The 20522-nt window shown below is 70.9% G+C and carries 20 protein-coding genes; 4 read left to right on the plus strand and 16 right to left on the minus strand.

All coding sequences use genetic code 11. The annotated features are described in order from the left end of the window. Positions 1-121: 121 nt before the first annotated feature. The 12 genes from metK to pyrR all read right to left on the minus strand — a co-directional run bounded on the left by metK (position 122) and on the right by pyrR (position 13066). The gene (gene metK, locus CHC05_RS38440) at positions 122-1318 is read right to left on the minus strand and encodes a methionine adenosyltransferase (RefSeq protein ID WP_089255588.1); all 1197 of its coding nucleotides are present in this window, start codon (positions 1316-1318) and stop codon (positions 122-124) included. A gap of 72 nt (positions 1319-1390) precedes the next feature. Further along, positions 1391-2608, minus strand: coding sequence for a bifunctional phosphopantothenoylcysteine decarboxylase/phosphopantothenate--cysteine ligase CoaBC (coaBC, locus tag CHC05_RS38445; RefSeq protein ID WP_089255589.1), 1218 nt, complete (start codon positions 2606-2608; stop codon positions 1391-1393). A gap of 4 nt (positions 2609-2612) precedes the next feature. Beyond that, on the minus strand, positions 2613-2879 hold the full coding sequence (gene rpoZ / locus CHC05_RS38450; RefSeq protein WP_089255590.1) for a DNA-directed RNA polymerase subunit omega: 267 nt from the start codon (positions 2877-2879) through the stop codon (positions 2613-2615). Between the two features lie 21 nt (positions 2880-2900). Continuing rightward, positions 2901-3428: a guanylate kinase gene (locus CHC05_RS38455; RefSeq protein WP_089255591.1), complete on the minus strand. Its 528-nt coding sequence runs from the start codon at positions 3426-3428 to the stop codon at positions 2901-2903. 25 nt (positions 3429-3453) lie between these two features. After that, on the minus strand, positions 3454-3771 hold the full coding sequence (gene mihF / locus CHC05_RS38460; RefSeq protein WP_089255592.1) for an integration host factor, actinobacterial type: 318 nt from the start codon (positions 3769-3771) through the stop codon (positions 3454-3456). Between the two features lie 168 nt (positions 3772-3939). Then, complete coding sequence (gene pyrF / locus CHC05_RS38465) at positions 3940-4785, minus strand: orotidine-5'-phosphate decarboxylase (RefSeq protein ID WP_089255593.1); 846 nt, start codon at positions 4783-4785, stop codon at positions 3940-3942. Next, positions 4782-5816, minus strand: coding sequence for a quinone-dependent dihydroorotate dehydrogenase (locus tag CHC05_RS38470; RefSeq protein ID WP_089255619.1), 1035 nt, complete (start codon positions 5814-5816; stop codon positions 4782-4784). Before CHC05_RS38470 ends, pyrF begins: the two co-directional genes overlap by 4 nt. Then, positions 5806-9141 carry a carbamoyl-phosphate synthase large subunit gene (carB, locus tag CHC05_RS38475; protein ID WP_089255594.1) on the minus strand — a complete coding sequence of 1112 codons (3336 nt, stop codon included), beginning with the start codon at positions 9139-9141 and terminating at the stop codon, positions 5806-5808. The genes CHC05_RS38470 and carB overlap by 11 nt, the downstream gene beginning before the upstream one ends. Further along, positions 9134-10285 carry a glutamine-hydrolyzing carbamoyl-phosphate synthase small subunit gene (carA, locus tag CHC05_RS38480; protein WP_089255595.1) on the minus strand — a complete coding sequence of 384 codons (1152 nt, stop codon included), beginning with the start codon at positions 10283-10285 and terminating at the stop codon, positions 9134-9136. The genes carB and carA overlap by 8 nt, the downstream gene beginning before the upstream one ends. Next, positions 10282-11556, minus strand: a complete 1275-nt coding sequence (locus CHC05_RS38485; protein ID WP_089255596.1) for a dihydroorotase — start codon at positions 11554-11556, stop codon at positions 10282-10284. Before CHC05_RS38485 ends, carA begins: the two co-directional genes overlap by 4 nt. Further along, on the minus strand, positions 11553-12473 hold the full coding sequence (locus CHC05_RS38490) for an aspartate carbamoyltransferase catalytic subunit (protein ID WP_089255597.1): 921 nt from the start codon (positions 12471-12473) through the stop codon (positions 11553-11555). Before CHC05_RS38490 ends, CHC05_RS38485 begins: the two co-directional genes overlap by 4 nt. Continuing rightward, the gene (pyrR, locus tag CHC05_RS38495) at positions 12470-13066 is read right to left on the minus strand and encodes a bifunctional pyr operon transcriptional regulator/uracil phosphoribosyltransferase PyrR (protein WP_089255598.1); all 597 of its coding nucleotides are present in this window, start codon (positions 13064-13066) and stop codon (positions 12470-12472) included. Before pyrR ends, CHC05_RS38490 begins: the two co-directional genes overlap by 4 nt. Before the next feature lie 282 nt (positions 13067-13348). Here pyrR and bldD point away from each other — a divergent pair, with 282 nt between their 5' ends. Next, complete coding sequence (gene bldD / locus CHC05_RS38500; RefSeq protein WP_089255599.1) at positions 13349-13837, plus strand: transcriptional regulator BldD; 489 nt, start codon at positions 13349-13351, stop codon at positions 13835-13837. 60 nt (positions 13838-13897) lie between these two features. Here the strand turns inward: bldD and nusB are convergent, their stop codons facing one another. Both nusB and efp read right to left on the minus strand, forming a co-directional pair. Next, entirely contained in the window at positions 13898-14308 is a 411-nt protein-coding gene (nusB, locus tag CHC05_RS38505) for a transcription antitermination factor NusB (RefSeq protein ID WP_179266578.1), read from the minus strand. 23 nt (positions 14309-14331) lie between these two features. Continuing rightward, on the minus strand, positions 14332-14889 hold the full coding sequence (gene efp, locus CHC05_RS38510) for an elongation factor P (protein WP_089255601.1): 558 nt from the start codon (positions 14887-14889) through the stop codon (positions 14332-14334). A gap of 74 nt (positions 14890-14963) precedes the next feature. On the opposite strand from efp, the gene mptB reads away from it, so the two are divergent. From mptB to CHC05_RS38525, 3 genes are read left to right on the plus strand one after another with little or no spacing between them, the layout of a single operon-like run. After that, complete coding sequence (gene mptB / locus CHC05_RS38515) at positions 14964-16403, plus strand: polyprenol phosphomannose-dependent alpha 1,6 mannosyltransferase MptB (protein WP_179266576.1); 1440 nt, start codon at positions 14964-14966, stop codon at positions 16401-16403. Then, positions 16400-17515, plus strand: coding sequence for a glycosyltransferase 87 family protein (locus tag CHC05_RS38520; protein WP_089255602.1), 1116 nt, complete (start codon positions 16400-16402; stop codon positions 17513-17515). Before mptB ends, CHC05_RS38520 begins: the two co-directional genes overlap by 4 nt. Positions 17516-17537: 22 nt before the next feature. Further along, the gene (locus tag CHC05_RS38525; RefSeq protein ID WP_089255603.1) at positions 17538-17846 is read left to right on the plus strand and encodes a hypothetical protein; all 309 of its coding nucleotides are present in this window, start codon (positions 17538-17540) and stop codon (positions 17844-17846) included. 438 nt (positions 17847-18284) lie between these two features. On the opposite strand, the gene aroB is transcribed toward CHC05_RS38525, so the two are convergent. Further along, positions 18285-19361, minus strand: a complete 1077-nt coding sequence (gene aroB / locus CHC05_RS38530) for a 3-dehydroquinate synthase (RefSeq protein ID WP_089255604.1) — start codon at positions 19359-19361, stop codon at positions 18285-18287. After that, complete coding sequence (locus CHC05_RS38535; RefSeq protein WP_144022975.1) at positions 19354-20517, minus strand: hypothetical protein; 1164 nt, start codon at positions 20515-20517, stop codon at positions 19354-19356. Before CHC05_RS38535 ends, aroB begins: the two co-directional genes overlap by 8 nt. Between the last annotated feature and the right edge of the window lie 5 nt (positions 20518-20522).

A 20522-nucleotide genomic window follows, 5' to 3' on the forward strand; every position in this document is an offset into this window, starting at 1 on the left:
CGGTTGCTCCGGTTCGCCACCGCACCATCCTGCCACCGGGCGGGAAAGCGGCCCGGCTACCGGGCGGAAACGCGAAAGCGGGCCCGCCGGAGCGGACCCGCTTTCTTGCGTCAGAACCCGATCAGAGGCCGGCGGCGTTCTTCAGGTCGGCCGCGCGGTCGGTGTTCTCCCAGGTCAGGTCCGGCAGCTCGCGGCCGAAGTGGCCGTACGCGGCGGTCTGCTGGTAGATCGGGCGCAGCAGGTCGAGGTCGCGGATGATCGCGGCCGGGCGCAGGTCGAAGACCTCGCCGATGGCCTTCTCGATGCGGTCGACCGGGACGTTCTCGGTGCCGAACGTCTCGACGAACAGGCTGACCGGGTGGGCCTTGCCGATGGCGTAGGCGACCTGGGCCTCGCAGCGCTCGGCCAGGCCGGCGGCGACGACGTTCTTGGCGACCCAGCGCATCGCGTACGCCGCGGAACGGTCGACCTTGGACGGGTCCTTGCCGGAGAACGCGCCGCCACCGTGGCGGGCGTAGCCGCCGTAGGTGTCAACGATGATCTTGCGGCCGGTCAGGCCGGCGTCGCCCATCGGGCCGCCGATCTCGAAGCGGCCGGTCGGGTTGACCAGGAGGCGGTAGCCCTCGGTGTCGAGGCCGAGGCTCTCCAGCTCCGGCGCGATCACGTGCTCGCGGACGTCCGGGGTGAGCAGCGACTCGAGCGAGATGTCGGCGGCGTGCTGCGACGAGACCACGACGGTGTCGAGGCGGATCGGGCGCAGGCCGTCGTACTCGATGGTGACCTGGGTCTTGCCGTCGGGACGCAGGTAGGGAACCGTGCCGTCCTTGCGCACCGCGGACAGGCGACGGGCCAGGCGGTGAGCCAGCGCGATCGGCAGCGGCATGAGCTCGGGCGTCTCGGAGCACGCGAAGCCGAACATCATGCCCTGGTCGCCGGCGCCCTGGCGGTCCAGCGCGTCGCCGGCGCTCTCGCCGTCGCGGAGCTCGATGGCGGTGTCGACGCCCTGCGCGATGTCGGGCGACTGCGAGCCGATCGAGATGCTGACGCCGCAGGACGCGCCGTCGAAGCCCTTCTTCGACGAGTCGTACCCGATGCCGAGGATCGTCTCGCGGACGATGGTCGGGATGTCCGCGTAGGCCTGGGTGGTCACCTCGCCGGCGACGTGGACCTGGCCGGTCGTGATCAGGGTCTCGACCGCGACCCGGCTGCGCGGGTCCTGCGCCAGGAGCGCGTCGAGGATCCCATCGCTGATCTGGTCAGCGATCTTGTCCGGGTGGCCCTCCGTGACCGACTCGGACGTGAACAGGCGACGTGCCACGGTGCTCCTCAAAATCTCGGGTCCGGCCCCAGGTCCTCGCGGCGCCGTAAGCCTCCGGCGACCGCGCCCTGGTTAAGACGTACTGGTCAAGCGTGTTGTTATCAGATCCCAGACGGCGTCGGCCAGGTCTTCCTTGGGTTGCCGCTGGAAATCCGTCTCCGTGCCGTCGGCTCCCAGCACCGTCGCGGTGTTGGCGTCGGACCCGAAGACTTTATCGGTGCCGACCTGGTTGACGACGATCAGGTCCGCGTTCTTGGCAAGAAGTTTTTGTCGCGCGTTGGCCAGCGCGTCCTGCGTGTCCACCGTCTCGGCCGCGAAGACCACCAGCACCTGGCCGGCCGGCTTGCGCTCGCCGAGCTCGGCGGCGATGTCCGGGTTGAGCGCCAGGGCGATCGGCGCCGGGCCTGCACCGGGCACCTTCTTGATCTTCTGCGGGGCGTACACGGCCGGGCGGAAGTCGGCGGGCGCGGCGGCCATCACCACGGCGTCGGCGTCGGCGGCCGCCTCGACGGTCGCCTTGCGCAGCTCTTCGGTGGTGCCCACGACGACGACATCGACACCGGCCGGGGCCGGCAGCGTCGGGTTGGCGCTGACCAGGGTGACCCGGGCGCCACGGGCGGCGGCGGTACGCGCGAACGCGTAGCCCTGCTTGCCGGACGAGCGGTTGCCGAGGAAGCGCACCGGGTCGAGCGGCTCGCGGGTGCCACCGGCGGTGACCACGACATGCCGGCCGCTCAGGTCGAGGGGTGCGTCGGGGCCACGGGCCAGGACCCGGCGGGCGTACGCGAAGATCTCGCTGGGGTCGGGCAGTCGGCCCTTGCCGGTGTCGGAGCCGGTCAGCCGACCGCTCGCCGGCTCGACGACCAGCACCCCGCGGGAGCGCAGCAGCGCCACGTTGGCCTGAGTGGCCGGGTGCTCCCACATCTCGGTGTGCATCGCCGGCGCCAGGATGATCGGGCAGCGCGCGGTGAGCAGCGTGTTGGTGAGCAGGTCGTCGGCGAGGCCGTGCGCGGTCTTGGCGATCAGGTCGGCGGTGGCCGGAGCCACCACCACCAGATCCGCTTCCTTACCGAGGCGTACGTGCGGCACCTCGTGCGCGTCGGACCACACGTCGTCGGCGACCGGCTGGCCGGACAGCGCGGCCCAGGTCGGCGCGCCGACGAAGCGCAGCGCGGACGCGGTCGGTATCACCCGGACCGAATGCCCCGACTCGGTGAACAGGCGGAGCAGCTCGGCGGCCTTGTAGGCGGCGATACCGCCACCGACGCCAAGAACGACCCGGGTGGTCATGACCTCAGGGGTTGTCGGTCGGCTCGGCCGTGAGCAGGCCGGCGTTGATCTCGCGCATCGCGATCGAGAGCGGCTTCTCCTGGGGAGTGGTCTCCACCAGCGGGCCGACGTATTCGAGGAGGCCCTCGCCGAGCTGGCTGTAGTAGGCGTTGACCTGGCGAGCGCGCTTGGCCGCGAAGATGACCAGCGCGTACTTCGACGTGGTCTTTTCGAGCAGCTCGTCGATCGGCGGGTTGGTGATGCCTTCAGGGTTGGTGGCGATGGATCCCACGGAAAACAAACCTCAAAGTTCTCAACCGCCGCGCGGCGGTCGGGCCGGGGTCAGGAAGGTCGAACCGAGCAATCCTACCAGCTCATCGGCGGCGCGCCCGGCGGCGTGGTTGATGATCGCTCCGTCGATCCCGTCTCCGGCGCTGACGCGGTCGGTGGGGTTCAGCAGGAGGACCAGCCGGGCGTCCGGGACGGCTTGGCTCACGAGCTCGGCGCCGCGCGGGTCGATGGACAGCAGGACCGGTTCACCGGCGGCGAGCCAGTCCTCCACCGGGCGGCGGGGGGTGCCGTACCGGTGGTGCCGGATCGCCGCGGACTCGAGCAGGCCCCGCTCGTCGACCATCCGGTCGAACGCGGCCTCGTCGACGAACGTGTAGTGCACGCCGTCGACCTCGTGGTCGCGGCGCCGGCGAGTCGTGACCAGGACGGGCATCCGCACCCATGGCGAGCGCGCCCGGACCAACCGGATCACGGCAGCCCGACCGGCTTCCGAAGGACCGGTCAGGACCGTGAGCCGAGCCGCCGGGCGCGCCTCGTCATGCATGGTCACAACTCGTTTTTACCCGGGTGCCGGGTCAGCTGCCGGCGAACTCTCCAAGGAGCGCCTTGCGCTGCTGGTCGCCCAGACCACGCAGCCGGCGGCTGTCGGCGATCTTGAGCTTCTCCATGATCTGGGTAGCCCGGATCTTGCCGATGCCCGGCATCGCCTGCAGCACGGCCGAAACCTTGAGCTTGCCGACGACATCGTCGCCCTCGGCCCGGTCGAGCACCGCGGCGAGGGTGGTCTTGCCCTGCTTGAGCTGCTCTTTCAGGTCAGCACGGGCTTTGCGGATCTCCGCTGCCTTTTCCAGCGCTGCCGCGCGCTGTTCGGGGCTCAGTGACGGGAGCGGCACCAGTTCTCCTCAGGTCCTACCGCGATCGGGAAATTCCGCCGCGGTCGTGAAACGTGGGGTGGCCGTGAACCAAAGGGGCATGTGGTTCCCAGCGCCGGGAAAACTAGCGGCCCGATTGGTTTTCGGCAACGTCGGCGCGCCTTGATCACGAAATCTTGATCCCCCGTGTCACCTCGTTCGAGGGGCCAAAACCGCCCGGCACTGGGCCAGAACGTCGGCCGTGGCGGCTCGCAAATCGGACACCGATGGCCCCCGAGCGAGGATCTCCCGCGAGTAGGACGGAACCACCCAAGCAAGATCATTGCCGAAAACCGTACGCAGGTCGGAAGCGGTCGCACCCTGGGCGCCGAGCCCGGGCGCGAGAATCGGGCCGTTGACGCGCGAAAGATCGTGGCCGGTATCCCCGATCGTCGCCCCGACCACCAATCCGAAGCTGCCGAGCGGCTCCGCACCCGCGTTGAGCTGGGAAATCTCGTCAATCACGCCCTGGGCGACAGTCCGACCGCCGGGACCGACGGCGCGTTGCACCTCGGCGCCTTCCGGGTTCGAGGTGAGCGCCAGGACGAACACGCCGCCATCATGCGCACGCGCCGCGTCGAACATCGGGGCCAACGATCCGACGCCGAGGTACGGGCTCGCGGTGATCGCGTCAGCACGCAGCGGAGACGCCGGGTCGAGGTAGGCGGACGCGTAAGCGGCGACCGTCGATCCGATGTCGCCGCGCTTCACATCGAGGAGTACCAGTGCGCCGGCATCGCGCAACTGTCGGATAGCCGACTCAAGCACGGCGACCCCTCGGGAGCCGTGTCGCTCGAAGAACGCCGACTGCGGTTTGACCACGGCGACCCGGTCGCCGAGCGCCTCGACCACGGTCGCACAGAATCGGGCCAGCCCGTCGGCGTCGTCCGGCAGCCCCCAGGACGCCAGCAGACTTGGATGAGGATCGATGCCGATACAGAGCGGACCACGGGTCGCGAGGGCCTCGTACAGCCGCGCCCCAAAGGCTTTTGTCACGATTGTCCTTTCTTCGCAGACGCGATCCGCCGGACCAGCGCCGGCCCGTGGTAGATGAACCCGCTGTAGACCTGCACGAGGCTCGCGCCGGCATCGAACATCCGCTCGGCGTCGTCGGCGGTCATCAGCCCACCGACCCCGATGATCGGCAGTTGCCCACCGGTCTCGGTGTGCACGAACCGCACGACGTCGCGGGCCTTGGCGGTGAGCGGCCCACCGGAGAGCCCGCCGGCCTCGGCCCCGAGGGCCACGTCAGCGGCCGCCAGGCCGTCCCGGGAGAGGGTGGTGTTGGTGGCGATGACCCCGGCGGCGCCACGCGCCAGACAGACCTCCAGAAGCTCCGCGATGGCGGCCTGGGTGAGGTCCGGAGCGATCTTCACGAGGATCGGCTTCTCCCCCACCAACGCGCCGAGCAGCGCGTCGATGGAATCCCGGTCCTGCAGCGACCGCAGCCCGGGGGTGTTGGGCGAGGAGACGTTGACGGCGAAGTAGTCGCCGTAGTCGCGCAGCAACTTGTAGGACGCGAGGTAGTCGTCGACGGCCTCGTCGAGCGGCGTGACCTTGGACTTCCCGAGCGAGATCCCCAGCGGGAAGGAAGGGCCCCTTGTTAACGCTTTCCGCAGCGCAAGGTGCCCTTCCAAGCGCCGCGCGAGTGCGGCCGCGCCTTCGTTGTTGAAGCCCATTCGGTTGACGATGGCGTCGCTGCCGCGCAGGCGGAACAGGCGCGGCTTCGGGTTGCCCGGCTGTGCGTGGGCGGTCACCGTGCCGACCTCGACAAAGCCGAACCCCAGGGCCGGCCACGCGTCCAGGGCCAGGCCGTTCTTGTCGACGCCCGCCGCCAGCCCGACGGCGTTCGGGAACTCGACCCCGAAGACCGTCGTCGGCCGGCGGACCGCATAGCGCAGGGCGAGCAGCCGCCGAGCGGCCGGCGGGAGGCCCGCCAGCCGCTTCAGCGTCCATTCGTGTGCGGTCTCGGCGTCGCCGGAGCCGATTCGGAACAGGGCGGGGCGGACGACCCGCTCAAACAGCACGACCGCCACCCGCCCGCAGCGCCCGGTGCAGGTCCTGCAGCGGCCGCACGGTCATCTCGCCGCGGATCGCCGACTCGATGCCCATCACCGCGGCGGCCGCGCCCGGCACCGTCGTGATGCACGGGATGTCGGCGGTGACCGCCGCGCTGCGGATCTCGTAGCCGTCCGAGCGCGCCGAGGCGCCCGAGCCCTGCGGCGTGTTGACGACCAGCGCCACCTCGCCGTTGCGGATCAGCGTCACCGCGTCCGGGCCGGAGCCCGCCTCTTCCCAGTGCTTCCGGATGATCTCGCAGGTGATCCCGTGCCGGCGCAGCACCTGGCCGGTGCCCTCGGTCGCCACGATCTGGAAGCCCAGGTCGGCCAGCCGCTTGATCGGGAAGATCATGCTGCGCTTGTCGCGGTTGCCGACCGAGACGAAGATCCGGCCCGAGGTCGGCAGCGACCCGTACGCGGCCGCCTGCGACTTCGCGTACGCGTTGCCGAAGGCGGGGTCGATGCCCATCACCTCGCCGGTCGACTTCATCTCGGGGCCCAGCAGCGAGTCGACGCCGCGCCCGGCCGGCGTGCGGAACCGCTTGAACGGCAGCACCGCCTCCTTGACCGCGGTCGGACCGTCGGCCGGCAGGTCGCCACCGTCACCGACGGCCGGCAGCAGGCCCTCACCACGCAGTTCCGCGACAGTCGCACCCAGCATGATTCGGGCGGCCGCCTTGGCCAGCGGCACCGCGGTCGCCTTCGACACGAACGGCACCGTCCGCGACGCGCGCGGGTTGGCCTCGAGCACGTACAGCGTGTCGTCCTTGAGCGCGTACTGCACGTTCAGCAGGCCGCGCACCCCGACGCCCCGGGCGATCTCCTCGGTGTAGCGGCGGACCTCGGCCAGGTGCGACGCGGCCAGGGTGATCGGCGGCAGCGCGCAGGCCGAGTCGCCGGAGTGGATGCCGGCCTCCTCGATGTGCTCCATCACGCCGCCGAGGAAGACCTCGCCGGTGGCGTCGCAGAGCGCGTCCACGTCGATCTCGATCGCGTCGTCCAGGAACCGGTCGACCAGCACCGGGTGGGCCGGCGAGATCTGCGTGGCCCGGCCGATGTAGGCGGACAGCGTCGGGTCGTCGTAGACGATCTCCATGCCCCGACCACCGAGTACGTACGAGGGCCGCACCAGCACCGGGTAGCCGATCTCGTCGGCGATCGCCTTGGCGTCCTCGTAGGAGGTCGCCGTGCCGTGTGCCGGCGCTCGCAGGCCGGCCTTCGTCAGCACGGCCCCGAACGCGCCCCGGTCCTCGGCCAGGTTGATCGACTCAGGCGTCGTGCCGACGATCGGCACGCCGGCGTCCTTGAGCCGCTGCGCGAGCCCGAGCGGCGTCTGTCCGCCGAGCTGCACGACGACACCCACGACGCCGGGCCCACCGGCCGCGCGCCCCGACGAGTCCTCGGCGTTGACGACCTCGATCACGTCTTCGAACGTCAGCGGCTCGAAGTAGAGCCGATCCGCGGTGTCGTAGTCCGTCGACACCGTCTCCGGGTTGCAGTTGACCATGACGGTCTCGTAACCCGCGGAACGCAGAGCCATCACCGCGTGTACGCACGAGTAGTCGAACTCGATGCCCTGCCCGATCCGGTTCGGCCCCGAGCCCAGGATCAGCACCTTGGGCCGGTCGGACGGCGCCACCTCGGTCTCCTCGTCGTAGGACGAGTAGTGGTACGGCGTCTTAGCGGCGAACTCGGCCGCGCACGTGTCGACGGTCTTGTAGACCGGCCGCAGCTCCAGGCTGTGCCGCAGCCGGCGCACGCCGTCCTCGCCGGCGAACTCCGGCCGCAGGGCGGCGAGCTGGCGGTCGGACAGGCCGGCCCGCTTGGCCCGGCGCAGCAGCGGCAGGTCGAGCACCGGCGCCGCGACGATCTCGGCGCGCAGGTCGACGAGCTCGGCGATCTGGTCGAGGAACCACGGGTCGATCCCACCGGACGCCGCCGAGACCTCGGCCACCGTGGCGCCCAGCCGCAGCGCCCGCTCGACGGTGTAGAGCCGGCCGTCGTGCGGCGTACCCAGATCGTCCAAGGTGGACGCCAGCGTGGCGCCGGCCGGGTCGGGCGTGGTCCAGAAGCCCGCCGCGCCGGTCTCCATCGAGCGCATCGCCTTGTTGAGCGCCTCGGCGAAGTTGCGGCCCAGGCTCATCGCCTCGCCGACCGACTTCATCGTGGTGGTCAGCTCCGGGTCGGCGCCGGGGAACTTCTCGAACGCGAACCGCGGGATCTTCACCACCACGTAGTCGAGCGCCGGCTCGAACGCCGCCGGCGTCTCCAGGGTGATGTCGTTCGGGATCTCGTCGAGCGTGTAGCCGATGGCCAGCTTGGCGGCGATCTTCGCGATCGGGAAGCCCGTCGCCTTGGACGCCAGCGCCGACGAGCGCGACACCCGCGGGTTCATCTCGATGACCGCGAGCCGGCCGTCGCGCGGGTTGACCGCGAACTGGATGTTGCAGCCGCCGGTGTCGACGCCGACCTCGCGGAGCACCGCGATGCCCACGTCACGCAGGCTCTGGTACTCCCGGTCGGTCAGCGTCATCGCCGGTGCGACCGTCACGCTGTCGCCGGTGTGCACGCCCATCGGGTCGAGGTTCTCGATCGAGCAGACGACCACGACGTTGTCGTGCTTGTCGCGCATCAGCTCGAGCTCGTACTCCTTCCAGCCGAGCACGCTCTCCTCGATCAGCACCGAGTGCACGGGCGACTCGGTCAGGCCCGCGCCCGCGATCCGCTCCAGGTCCTCGGCCGTGTGCGCCATGCCGGAACCGAGGCCGCCCATGGTGAAGGACGGCCGGACGACCACGGGCAGGCCGAGCTCCGCAGCGGCTGAGCGCACCGACTCCATGGAGTCGCAGACCCGCGAGCGCGGCGTCTCCGCCCCGGCCTTGGCCACGATCTCCTTGAACTTCTGCCGGTCCTCGCCCCGCTGGATCGCCTCGATGTCGGCACCGATCAGCTCGACGCCGTACTTCTCGAGGATGCCCATCTCGTGCAGTGCGACCGCGGCGTTGAGGGCGGTCTGGCCGCCCAGGGTCGGCAGGATCGCGTCCGGCCGCTCCTTGGCGATCACCAGCTCCAGGAACTCCGGCGTGATCGGCTCGACGTATGTGGCGTCGGCGAACTCCGGGTCCGTCATGATCGTGGCCGGGTTGGAGTTGACCAGGCTGACCCGCAGCCCCTCCGCCCGCAGGACCCGGCAGGCCTGCGTCCCCGAGTAGTCGAACTCGCACGCCTGCCCGATGACGATCGGCCCCGACCCGATCACGAGCACGTGCGACAAGTCGCTCCGTTTAGGCACTGTGCTTCTCCCCCGCGCTGAGCTCCCGACTGTGCTTGCCGGTTCGCTCCATCAATTCCGCGAAGCGGTCGAAGAGGTAGTCCGCGTCGTGCGGACCGGCGGCCGCTTCCGGGTGGTACTGGACGGTGAAGGCCGGGACGTCGTGCGCCCGCAGGCCCTCCACCACGTTGTCGTTGAGGCAGACGTGCGACACCGCGACGTCGCCGAAGTCGGTCGAGACCGTGCCGTCGAGCGGCGCGTCCACGGCGAACCCGTGGTTGTGCGCGGTCACCTCGACCTTGCCGGTCGTCCGGTCAAGCACGGGCTGGTTGCTGCCCCGGTGCCCGAAGGCCAGCTTGTAGGTGCCGAAGCCGAGCGCGCGGCCGAGGATCTGCGAGCCGAAGCAGATGCCGAACAGCGGGATCTGCCGCCGCATCACCTCGCGCGCGAGCTCCACCGGGCCGTCGGCGGTGGCCGGGTCGCCCGGGCCGGGCGAGAAGAAGACGGCGTCGGCGCCGGTGGCCAGCAGGTCGTCGATGGTCGAGCCGGCCGGCATCACGTGGGTGGTCACGCCCCGGGCGGCCAGCCGCCGCGCGACGTTGCGCTTGATGCCGAGGTCGACCGCCGCGACGGTGAACTCGTGCGTGCCAACCGCCGGCACCGTGTACGGCGCGGCCGTGGTCACCTGGGCCGACAGGTCGGCGCCGACCATCTCCGGCGCCTCCTGGACCTTGCGCAGCAGCGCGGCGGGGTCGTCGGTCACGCTGGACACGCCGACCCGCATGGCACCCCGGTCGCGCAGGTGCCGGGTCAGCGCCCGGGTGTCGACGCCGCTGATGCCGACCACACCCTCGGCGGCCAGCCGGTCCTCCAGGTCGCCCGTGCGCCGCCAGTTGGAGGCGAGCCGGGCGGGGTCACGCACGACGTACCCGGCGACCCAGATCTTGGACGACTCGTCGTCCTCGTCGTTGACGCCGGTGTTGCCGATGTGCGGCGCGGTCTGCACCACGACCTGCCGGTGGTACGACGGGTCGGTCAGCGTCTCCTGGTAGCCGGTCATCGCGGTGGTGAACACCGCCTCGCCGAAGGTCTCGCCCACGCTGCCGTAGGACTCACCGTGAAACGTCCGCCCGTCCTCCAGGACGAGCAGCGCGGGGCGCCTCATTTCGTTGCCTTTCCGTCCAGCACCGTCGGTTCGCCGCGCAGGAACGTCGCGACGACCCGGCCGGGCAGGGTCATGCCCGCGTACGGGGTGTTACGGGATCGGGATGCCGACGCCGTGGGGTCGACCTGCCAGCGGGCCGCCGGGTCGACCAGGGTGAACGTCGCGGGCGCGCCGGCGGCGGGCAGGTGCCCGTGGTCGGTCAGCCCCGCGATCCGGGCCGGGGTCCGGGACATCCGCTCGGCGATGAGCGGCCAGTCCGGCCCGAGCACGTCGAGCACGATGGACAGCGCGGTCTCCAGGCCGAGCATGCCGGGGCGTGCGTACCCCCACTCGCATTCCTTGTCTTCCACCGCGTGCGGCGCGTGGTCGGTGGCCACGATGTCGATCAGGCCCTCGGCCAGAGCCTGCCTCAGCGCGGCGACGTCGTTCTGCGTACGCAGCGGCGGGTTGACCTTGAACACCGGGTCGTACGAGGTGGCCCGCTCGTCGGTCAGCAGCAGGTGGTGGGGCGTGACCTCGGCGGTCACCCGTACCCCAGCCGCCTTGGCCTGGCGAAGCACGTCGACCGAGCCGGCGGTCGACACGTGACAGACGTGCAGCCGGGCGCCGACGTGCTCTGCGAGCAGCGCGTCCCGGGCGATGATCGCCTCCTCGGCGACCGCCGGCCAGCCGGTCAGCCCGAGCCGCGCGGAGACCTCACCCTCGTGCATCTGGGCACCCTCGGTGAGCCGGGGCTCCTCGGCGTGCTGGGCGATCACGCCGTCGAACGCCTTCACGTACTCGAGCGCGCGGCGCATCAGGCGCGGGTCCGAGACGCAGTGCCCGTCGTCCGAGAAGATCCGCACCTTGGCCGCGGAGGTGGCCATCGCGCCGAGCTCGGCGAGGTGCTGACCGGCCAGGCCGACCGTCACGGCGCCGATCGGCTGCACGTCGACCAGGCCGGCCTCGCGGCCGAGCCGCCAGACCTGCTCGACCACGCCTGCGGTGTCGGCGACCGGCGAGGTGTTGGCCATCGCGCAGACGGCGGTGTAGCCGCCCAGCGCCGCGGCACGCGAGCCGGACTCGACGGTCTCGGCGTCCTCGCGGCCGGGCTCGCGCAGGTGGGTGTGCAGGTCGACGAGGCCGGGCAGCGCGACCAGGCCGTCGGCGTCGATGACCTGTGCTCCACGGGCCTCGCTTTCGGGGGCGATGAGGCCGTCGCGGACCAGCAGGTCGGTCGGCTCGGCGCCGAGGACGCTGACGCCCTTGATGAGGTACGTGGTGCTGCTCATTTGCCCCCCAGGAGCAGGTAGAGGACGGCCATCCGGACGGAGACGCCGTTGGCGACCTGTTCGACGATCGTGGAGCGGGCCGAGTCGGCCACCTCCGGAGTGATCTCCATGCCGCGGACCATCGGGCCGGGGTGCATGACGATCGCGTGCTCGGGCAGCCGGCGCATCCGGGTCGCGTCGAGGCCGTAGCGGCGCGCGTACTCCCGGGTCGACGGGAAGAAGGAGTCGTTCATCCGTTCCCGCTGGACGCGCAGCATCATCACCACGTCGACGTCCGGCAGCACCGCGTCGAGGTCGTAGGAGACGCGCAGGTCCGGTGAGAGCGCCGGGCCGACGTCGACCGGGATCAGCGTCGGCGGGCCGACCACCGTGACCTTGGCACCGAGCGTGGTGAGCAGCAGGACGTTGGACCGCGCGACCCGGCTGTGCAGCACGTCGCCGACGATCGCGACGTGCAGGCCGGCGACCCGGCCCAGTCGGGACCGCATCGTGTACGCGTCGAGCAGCGCCTGGGTGGGGTGCTCGTGGGTGCCGTCGCCGGCGTTGACCACCGAGCCGTCGACCCAGCTGGCCAGCCGGTGCGGCGCGCCGGAGGCCGGGTGCCGCACGACCACCGCGTCGGCGCCCATCGCCTGCAGGGTCAGCGCCGTGTCCTTGAGGCTCTCGCCCTTGGAAACGCTGGAACCCTTGGCGGAGAAGTTGATGACGTCGGCACTCAGCCGCTTCGCGGCGGCCTCGAACGAGATCCGGGTGCGGGTCGAGTCCTCGTAGAAGAGGTTGACGACGGTGCGGCCACGCAGGGTGGGCAGCTTCTTGACCTCGCGGCCGGACACGGCGGCCAGCTCGGCGGCGGTGTCCAGGACCAGCGTGGCGTGCTGCGCGTCGAGGTCGGCGGCCGACAGCAGGTGCTTGATCATTTGGTCCCCGTCTCCTCGCCGAGCAGCTTGACCTCGTCGATGCCGTCTGTCTCGGCCAGCGTCACCTTGACGATCTCGGTGCGCGCGGTCGGGATGTTCTTGCCGACGTAGTCGGCCCGGATCGGCAGCTCGCGGTGCCCCCGGTCGACGATCACGGCGAGCTGCACGGAGCTGGGCCGGCCGAGGTCGGAGAGGGCGTCGAGCGCGGCCCGCACGGTGCGGCCGGAGAACAGCACGTCGTCGACGAGGATGACCCGCCGGCCGTCGATGCCACCGGGCGGCAGGTCGGTCGGGCCGATCGCGCGGGTGGCCTTGAGCCGCAGGTCGTCGCGGTAGAGGGTGACGTCGAGCACACCGACCGGGACGTCGACCGACTCGAAGGCGGCGATCCGGGCGGCCAACCGGCGGGCCAGCGGGACTCCGCGGGTCGGGATGCCGAGCAGGACAGTGCCGTCGGCACCGTCGGTCTTCTCGAGAATCTGGTGCGCGATGCGGTCGACGACCCGCTGCAGATCCGTCTCTGTGAGGATGACCTTCACAGTCGGTGGTGAACCGGACGTCGTCGAGGATGAAGCGGCCTGAGGATAGGCCACGGCGGACCTCCTTCCCCGCCTCACGGGACGGGTCGTTAAAGGATGTCTTCGGCGAACCGTCGATCACGTTACCAGCGGGGACCGTGCGCGTAAGCGCAGCGTGCCGTGCGTAACACTGTCGCGAGTCGTTGATGCATGGTGCAGGAAAATTCGGACAAGACACGACAGTCATCCCAAGTAATGGGTAATGAGCACTTGACCAGTTCTCTCATTCCCCGTACCGTCACGCTCCGTAGCGATAGCTGGGGAGAACCCCGGGTGCCAGCACTGGGAGAGTCGTCAATGCCTTCTGAGTACGCCAAGTCGTTGGGCGCGCGCCTGCGCTCCATCCGCCAGCAGCAGGGCCTCTCCCTGCAAGGTGTGGAGGAGAAGTCGAACGGTCGCTGGAAGGCGGTCGTCGTCGGCTCCTACGAGCGCGGCGACCGGGCCGTGACGGTCTCCCGCCTCGCCGAGCTCGCCGACTTCTACCGGGTGCCCGTCTCGGAGCTGCTGCCCGACGGCAGCGGTGTCCGCCACGAGCCCACCAACAAGATCGTGCTCGACCTCGAGCGCCTCTACGACGAGGCCTCGGAGGAGCTCGCCTACGTGGCCCGCTACGCGCGCGCCATCCAGCAGCAGCGCGGCGACTACAACGGCCGGGTGCTCTCGATCCGCGCGGACGACCTCCGCGCGCTCGCGATCGTCTACGACTCGTCGCCGTCGGGCCTGATCGAGCGCCTCAACGAGCACGGCGTCCTGGTCGCCGACCCGCGGGCGTTCTTCGCCTCCTGATCTCCTGTTGACAAAGGCCCCTCCCGTTGCGGGAGGGGCCTTTGTTGACGTGTGGCTCTTTTAGCGCGATGCGTACTCGGCGATTCGACCGATCAGGCCGTTGAGGAACCGCGGGCTGTCGTCGGTCGACATCTGCCGGGCGAGCTCGACCGCCTCGGTGATCGCGACGGCGTCGTCGATCTCGTCGACGTAGAGCAGCTCGTACACCGCGATCCGCGCCAGGTTGCGGTCGACCACCGGCATCCGGTCGATCGTCCAGCCCTCGGCGTAGCTGGCGATCAGCTCGTCGATCCGGTCGAGGTGCGCGGAGACGCCGTTGACCAGGCCGATCGCGTAGTCCAGGTGACCGGGCAACGGGCGTTCCAGCCGCGCGACGTAGTCCGTGAGGACGTCAGCCGGCGGCCGGTCCCGAAGGTCGGCTTCGAACAACACGTCGAGGGCCCGCTTGCGCGCCTTGCGGCGCGCGGGCATCGAGGTCTTGGGGCCCTCAGCCATCAGGCGCGGCCGAGGTAACGGCCGTCGCGGGTGTCGACCTTGATCTTCTCACCGGTGGTGATGAACAGTGGCACGTTGACGGTCGCGCCGGTCTCGACCGTGGCCGGCTTGTTGCCGCCGGTCGAGCGGTCGCCCTGCAGGCCGGGCTCGGTGTAGGTGACCTCGAGCACGACGCTGGTCGGCAGCTCGACGTAGAGCGGGACGCCCTCGTGGGTCGCGACCATCGCCTCGGCCTCGGGCAGCAGGTAGTTGGACGCCTCGCCAACCGTGCCGCCGTTGACGTGGATCTGGTCATAGGTGTCCAGGTCCATGAAGACGAAGTCTTCGCCGTCGGCGTAGAGGTATTGCATCGTGCGCTTGTCGACGGTCGCGGTATCGACCTTGGTGCCCGCGTTGAAGGTCTTGTCGACGACCTTCCCGGACAGCACGTTCTTGAGCGTGGTGCGCACGAACGCACCACCCTTGCCGGGCTTGACGTGCTGGAACTCAACGACGGACCAGAGCTCGCCGTCGAGGTTGAGAACCAGACCGTTCTTCAGGTCGTTGGTGGTGGCCATTTCCTGCCTTGATCTTCACTCGGCGGACAGACCAGACGAGTCTACCGGCCATCAACGACTGCCATCCTCGTCGGGTGTCCGCGCCGGTCCTCACCAACCCTGATGCCGGCCAGCTGGGACGATGTCGCGCCTGGGGAGTGGCCGGCGCTGTTTGCGTGGCCCTGGGCGGTCTGGGCTCCGGGGCCGGGCCCGCGTCGGGCCCGTTGGCCCGTCCCGATCTTCCCGTCGACCTCTTCACCGCCGGGATCGCCGTGGCCTACTTCGGCCTGGTGCTGCTGGTGGTCGCCTGGTGGCGGCTGGGTCGGCTGGTGCGCCAGCGCCCGGCCTCCGCTTCGTCCGAGGAGTTGCTGGCCACGCTGCTGATGTGGGCCGCGCCGCTGCTGATCGCCCCGCCGGTGTTCAGCCGGGACGTCTACAGCTACCTGGCCCAGGGCGCGATGGTCGGCGCCGGGCTCGACGTCTACCGCGACGGGCCGGCCGTCCTGGGTGGGCCGTTCGCGGCCGAGGTGCCGGCGATCTGGCAGCACACGGCCACGCCGTACGGGCCGGCCTTCCTGCTCCTGGCCACCGCGGTGGCCACCCTGGTCGGCGGGCACGTGACGCTGGGCGTACTCCTGATGCGGTTGGTCGCCCTGGGCGGGGTGACCTTGCTCGCTTACTCGTTGCCACCGCTGGCCCGGCGCTTCGGTGTGGCGCCCGGGGCCGCGCTCTGGCTCGCGGTGCTCAACCCGCTGGTGCTGCTGCATCTGGTCGGTGGCGCGCACAACGACGCGGTGCTGGTCGGTTTGCTTTCTGCTGGGCTGGCTTTGGCTGTCGCCGGTCGGCCCGTGCTCGGCGCCGTTCTGGTCACCCTCGCCGCGCTGGTTAAGGTGCCGGCGGCGGTCGGGCTCGCGGCGGTCGCGGTCGTCTGGGCCGCCTCCGCCGGGCGGGTGCGCGCTCTCGGGGGAACGATCCTGGTCGCCGGGGGTACGGCGGTCGGCGTCACCTGGCTCGCCGGCACCGGATTCGGCTGGGTGGGTGCGTTGCGCACGCCCGTTACCGCCGACAGTTGGTCGCTGACCAGCGCGCTCGGCCGGGCGACCGGGTCGTTGCTGTCGGCGCTGGACGCCGGGCTGGGCACGGCGCCGATGACGGGTTGGCGCGTTGCCGGCATGTGCGCCGCGGTGGCGGCCGCGCTGCTGGTCTGGCACCGGCGCCGGTCGGTCGGCCCGGTGCACGGGGTGGGCCTGGTGCTCGGTGGCGTCGTGGTGTTCGGGCCGGCGGTGCGGCCCTGGTACCTGCTCTGGGCTGTGGTTCCGCTGGCCGCCACCGCGCCGTTCGGTCGGGCGGGCCGGTTCGCCGCCGCCGCGTCCGCCGTGCTGGCCCTGGTGGTGCTGCCGGACGGCTTCGCGCCGCACGGCCTGGGGCCTCTCGGCTTCGCGGTGACCGGCGGGGTGCTGGCGATCGCGCTGCTGGTGATGGCGGCCTTCGCCACCGCGCCGGACGACGACCTGGCGCCGGGGTTGGCGGGATGACCGCGTCCCGCCGCTCGCTGGCTCTGTTGGCTCTGCTGGCTGTCCTGTGGGTGCTGCTGGTGCCCGGGCGGCGCGGCTTCTTCGACGTGGGCGTCTACTACGGCGCGGTCCAGCACTGGGTGGGCGGCGGGGATCTCTACGACTACCTGCGCCCCGGCACGGTGTACGGGTTCACCTACCCCCCGTTCGCGGCGATGCTGATGACGCCGCTGGCGCCGCTGTCCTGGCACACGGCGATCGCGGTGAGCATCGTGCTCAACGTGGTGGCCGGCGGTCTGGTCATCCGGTGGCTGGTCGGCTGCCTCGGGCGCCCTTGGCTGCTGGTCGCCCTGCTCTGTGTCTTTCTCGCGCCGGTCCGCGACACGGTCAGCTTCGGCCAGGTCAACCTGGTGCTGCTGGCCCTGGTCTGGTGGGACCTGCGCCGGGGCCCGCGGGCCGGTGTCGGCATCGGCATAGCGACGGCGGTCAAGCTGACGCCAGGCCTGTTCGTGCTGTACCTGGCGCTGGCCCGGCAGTGGCGCGCCTTCCTGATCGCGGTTTCGACGGTTGCTGGGGCGATCCTGCTGGCGGCGGCGATCGCCCCGTCGGCGTCGCGCACGTTCTGGACCGAGGCGCTGTGGAACACAGGCCGCGTGGGCGACCTGTCCTACGTGTCGAACCAGTCCCTGCGCGGTGTTCTGGCGCGAGCGGACCTACCGGGTTGGTCGTGGGCTCTGCTGGTGCTCGCCGTCTGTGCATTGTGGATGGTGCGTGCGGGCCGGGCGGCCCGGGCGGGCGACCACACGACCGGTTTCGCCCTGACCGGCGTAGCGACCTGCCTCGTCAGCCCGGTCACCTGGGTCCACCACCTGGTCTGGCTACTGCCGGCCCTCTACCTGGCCTGGCGCTCGGGCCGCGCTCGGATTTTGGTCATCGCGGCCTACGTGCTGCTGTGCACGAGCGCGGTGTGGCTGTGGTCAGACGGCGGCCGCTCACTGGCGGCGGTACTCGGCAGCAACCTCTACGTCTGGATCGCCCTGGCCCTGCTGGCCTTCCTACCGATCACCCCGCACAATCCGGCACCGCTCCTGGAGCAGCACCAACCGCAAGAAAAGGATCTAGTCGCGGGCTGACTGGTCGCGGACAATCCGACAGGTGGAGCACGTGGAAGAGGTGCGCCAGCTTTGGGCGCACTGCCGGGCACTGCCGTTCCCGGACGGCCTCCGCGGAGCAGATTTCGGCGGCGTAGACCTGGTCCTGGTCGACTCCTCCGTCGCGGGCTGTGTCGAAGGATGGCTGGAGCGGGACGGCCAACTCGACGCGAAAAGCTGGGACGCACTCGGCCGCTGCCTCGACAACCTCGACCGCATGATCCCGCTACTACCGCGCCAGGACGCGATCGATTACTTCAACACGTACCGCACGTGCGCCCAACTCATATGGGACGCCCCATCACCAACCTGAACCGACGAAGAAGCATCACACCGCGACGCGGCCGTTGAGGCAGGCTCCGGAGACCCGACCGCACGGCGGTGCCGCGGCCAAGACCTCAGCCGGCGACGCCGACGCCGACAAGAAAGACAGAGCAACGCGGCGCGATCCGCGTGGCCAATCGAAGATCCCGGCCGCGCCGCGCTCGGACTCTGTGGGCGAACGCGGGGTAAGCCTCGACAACCACGCCACCACACAGCTCCCGGCCCGCGCAGCAGTCGAAGATCCTGCCCTGGCGACCTGACGGCGTGGCTGCGGATCAGCCCCCATGGGCGACCGCCACGGGGGCCTCGGCCAAGGCCACCGCACCGCGCGCGGCGCAAATCGAACGTCCCGGCCCCGACCACCTGACCCGACGGCGACACCCAGGTGATGGTCGTTTGACCGCACGGCGGCGGCGCCGCTTGGGTTTCAGTTGGCGACCGCGGCGTAGGCCTCGGCGAGTAGGTCGTCGGACGGGCCTTCGAGCAGGTCGGTCTCGGCCAGGTGGTTGAGCACCACGAAGCGCAACCGGGAGCCGCGGGCCTTCTTGTCGACGCGCATCGCGGCGAGCAGGTCGGGCCAGGCGCCGGCGGCGTAGCGGGTCGGCAGGCCCAGCGCCGACAGGATCTCGCCGTGGCGGGCCGCGGTGGCCGCGTCGAGGCGGCCGGCCAGCCGGCTGAGCTCCGCCGCGTAGACCAGCCCGACGGAGACCGCGTCGCCGTGGCGCCAGGTGTAGAACTCGACCTTCTCGATCGCGTGGGCCAGGGTGTGGCCGTAGTTGAGGATCTCGCGGCGGCCTGACTCTTTCAGGTCGCCGCCGACGACGTCGGCCTTCACACGGACCGCGTACTCGATGAGGCTCCGGACCGCCGGGCTCGTTGGGTCGGCGGCGGCGAGCGGGTCGCGCTCGATCAGGTCCAGGATCGCCGGCTCGGCGATGAAGCCGCACTTGACCACCTCGGCCAGGCCTGCCGCGAGGTCCTTGGGCGGCAGCGTGTCGAGGGTGTCGAGGTCGCAGAGGACGCCGACCGGCGGGTGGAACGCACCCACCAGGTTCTTGCCGGCGGCCGTGTTGATGCCGGTCTTGCCGCCCACCGCGGCGTCGACCATGCCGAGCAACGACGTCGGCACCGGCACCCAGCGCACCCCGCGCAGCCAGGCGGCCGCGACGTAGCCGCCCAGGTCGGTCGCCGCACCGCCACCCACGGCCACGACCGCGTCGGACCGGGTGAAGCCGGCCGCGCCGAGTTGGTCCCAGCACTCGGCCGCGGTCTCGACGGTCTTACCGCTCTCCGCGTCGGGTATCTCGATGCGGGTGACCAGCCGCCCGGCAGCCGAGAGCGCGGCCTCGACCGCGTCGGCGCGGCCGGACAGCGGCGCGGAGGCGAGCACGGCGACCCGGTCGGCGCCCGGCAACAGGGCACTGACCTGGTCGGTGAGCCCGCGACCGACGACCACGTCGTAGGCCTGCTCACCACCGACCGGAATACGGGTGATCTCATCCATCGGCGCCGAGCATAGTCGCGTCGTACTGGAACTCCGCCGGCAAAACGTCGAGCGTCGGGTGGTCGGCCCGGAACCGCGCCACGGCATCCAGGTCGAGCCCGGTTCGCACCAGGTTGAGATGTCGCCGCGCGGATCGGCCCGCCGCGGCCAGGATCGCGTCGGTGACGGTGGTGCCGCTCAGGTCCAGGTAGTCGACCTCGGCGGCCAGCAGCGCGATGACGTCGCGGTCGGTGGTGTCGCGCAGATGCAGGCTGAGGCTGTCGAGGCCGGGCGGCAGCTCGACCGGGCCGCCGACCGTGTCGCCGCTGAGCGTGATCGAGCGGACCGCGGCGCCGAACGCGCCGAGCCGAAGCCGCCCCGCACCGTGCAGCTCGACGCGGGTCACCGCCGGCGCGACCGCGGCCAACGAAGGGTGCCCCCAGTCGTGCGCGGGCAGGTTGGAGACCGTCAACGACCCCAGCGACCGCAGCGGCTCGCCCGAGTCGACGACCCGGAACGACTCCGGCGCCGCGAGCCGCATGGTCACGTGCTTCAGCCCGGGAAAACGGCTGTATGCCGACAGCCCGTCGGCGAACGCGTTGTGATGCAGGGCGTCCATCTCGGGCAGCTCCGGCAACGACTCCGCGCCCACCTCGGGTGTCCACACCGTGAGGAACCGCACCCGGTCGCCAACAGCCGCCAACTGCTCCAGATCGAGGCGATCCCAACATTCGAAGCGATCATGAATGCTGACCGAACTCCTATCGCGCGGGAGACCCGGCCCGAGCGCATGAAACGGCGGCCAGCCTTCTCGGGCGTGGTAAAGCACGGCCTCGTCAGCGGTGAACCGACCACAACAGACAACCTCGATCACCGTCGCGGCACCGGTCTCACCGACGACGGCCAGGTTGACCCATTCGGGCACGCGACCATCGCGCCACAACTCGGCCACCGCCGTCTCCGCGTCGCACCGCAACAGCGCGCGAGCCCGGTCGAGCCCGGAGTCGCCCGGGAACCGCATCTCGCCGGCCCGCGGCGGATGGCCGTCGTGTGACTGGTTGAGCCGCACCCGGAACACCAGCGACGAAGGCAGCTCCTCCATGACGTAACGCTGCGCGAACTCCCGGGCAAAGGCGGCGGCGTCGGCGAACCGCGCCGCGAACAAAGCACGGTCCACCAGGG

It is taken from the genome of Asanoa hainanensis (assembly GCF_900188485.1).
GTDB classification, from domain to species: domain Bacteria; phylum Actinomycetota; class Actinomycetes; order Mycobacteriales; family Micromonosporaceae; genus Asanoa; species Asanoa hainanensis.

Coding starts and splice junctions, on each gene's coding strand:
- coaBC (WP_089255589.1), bottom strand. CDS start 2,608: ATGACCACCCGGGTCGTTCTTGGCGTCGGTGGCGGTATCGCCGCCTAC.
- carA (WP_089255595.1), bottom strand. CDS start 10,285: ATGAGGCGCCCCGCGCTGCTCGTCCTGGAGGACGGGCGGACGTTTCAC.
- CHC05_RS38485 (WP_089255596.1), bottom strand. CDS start 11,556: ATGAGCAGCACCACGTACCTCATCAAGGGCGTCAGCGTCCTCGGCGCC.
- CHC05_RS38490 (WP_089255597.1), bottom strand. CDS start 12,473: ATGATCAAGCACCTGCTGTCGGCCGCCGACCTCGACGCGCAGCACGCC.
- bldD (WP_089255599.1), top strand. CDS start 13,349: ATGCCTTCTGAGTACGCCAAGTCGTTGGGCGCGCGCCTGCGCTCCATC.
- nusB (WP_179266578.1), bottom strand. CDS start 14,308: ATGCCCGCGCGCCGCAAGGCGCGCAAGCGGGCCCTCGACGTGTTGTTC.
- efp (WP_089255601.1), bottom strand. CDS start 14,889: ATGGCCACCACCAACGACCTGAAGAACGGTCTGGTTCTCAACCTCGAC.
- CHC05_RS38520 (WP_089255602.1), top strand. CDS start 16,400: ATGACCGCGTCCCGCCGCTCGCTGGCTCTGTTGGCTCTGCTGGCTGTC.
- aroB (WP_089255604.1), bottom strand. CDS start 19,361: ATGGATGAGATCACCCGTATTCCGGTCGGTGGTGAGCAGGCCTACGAC.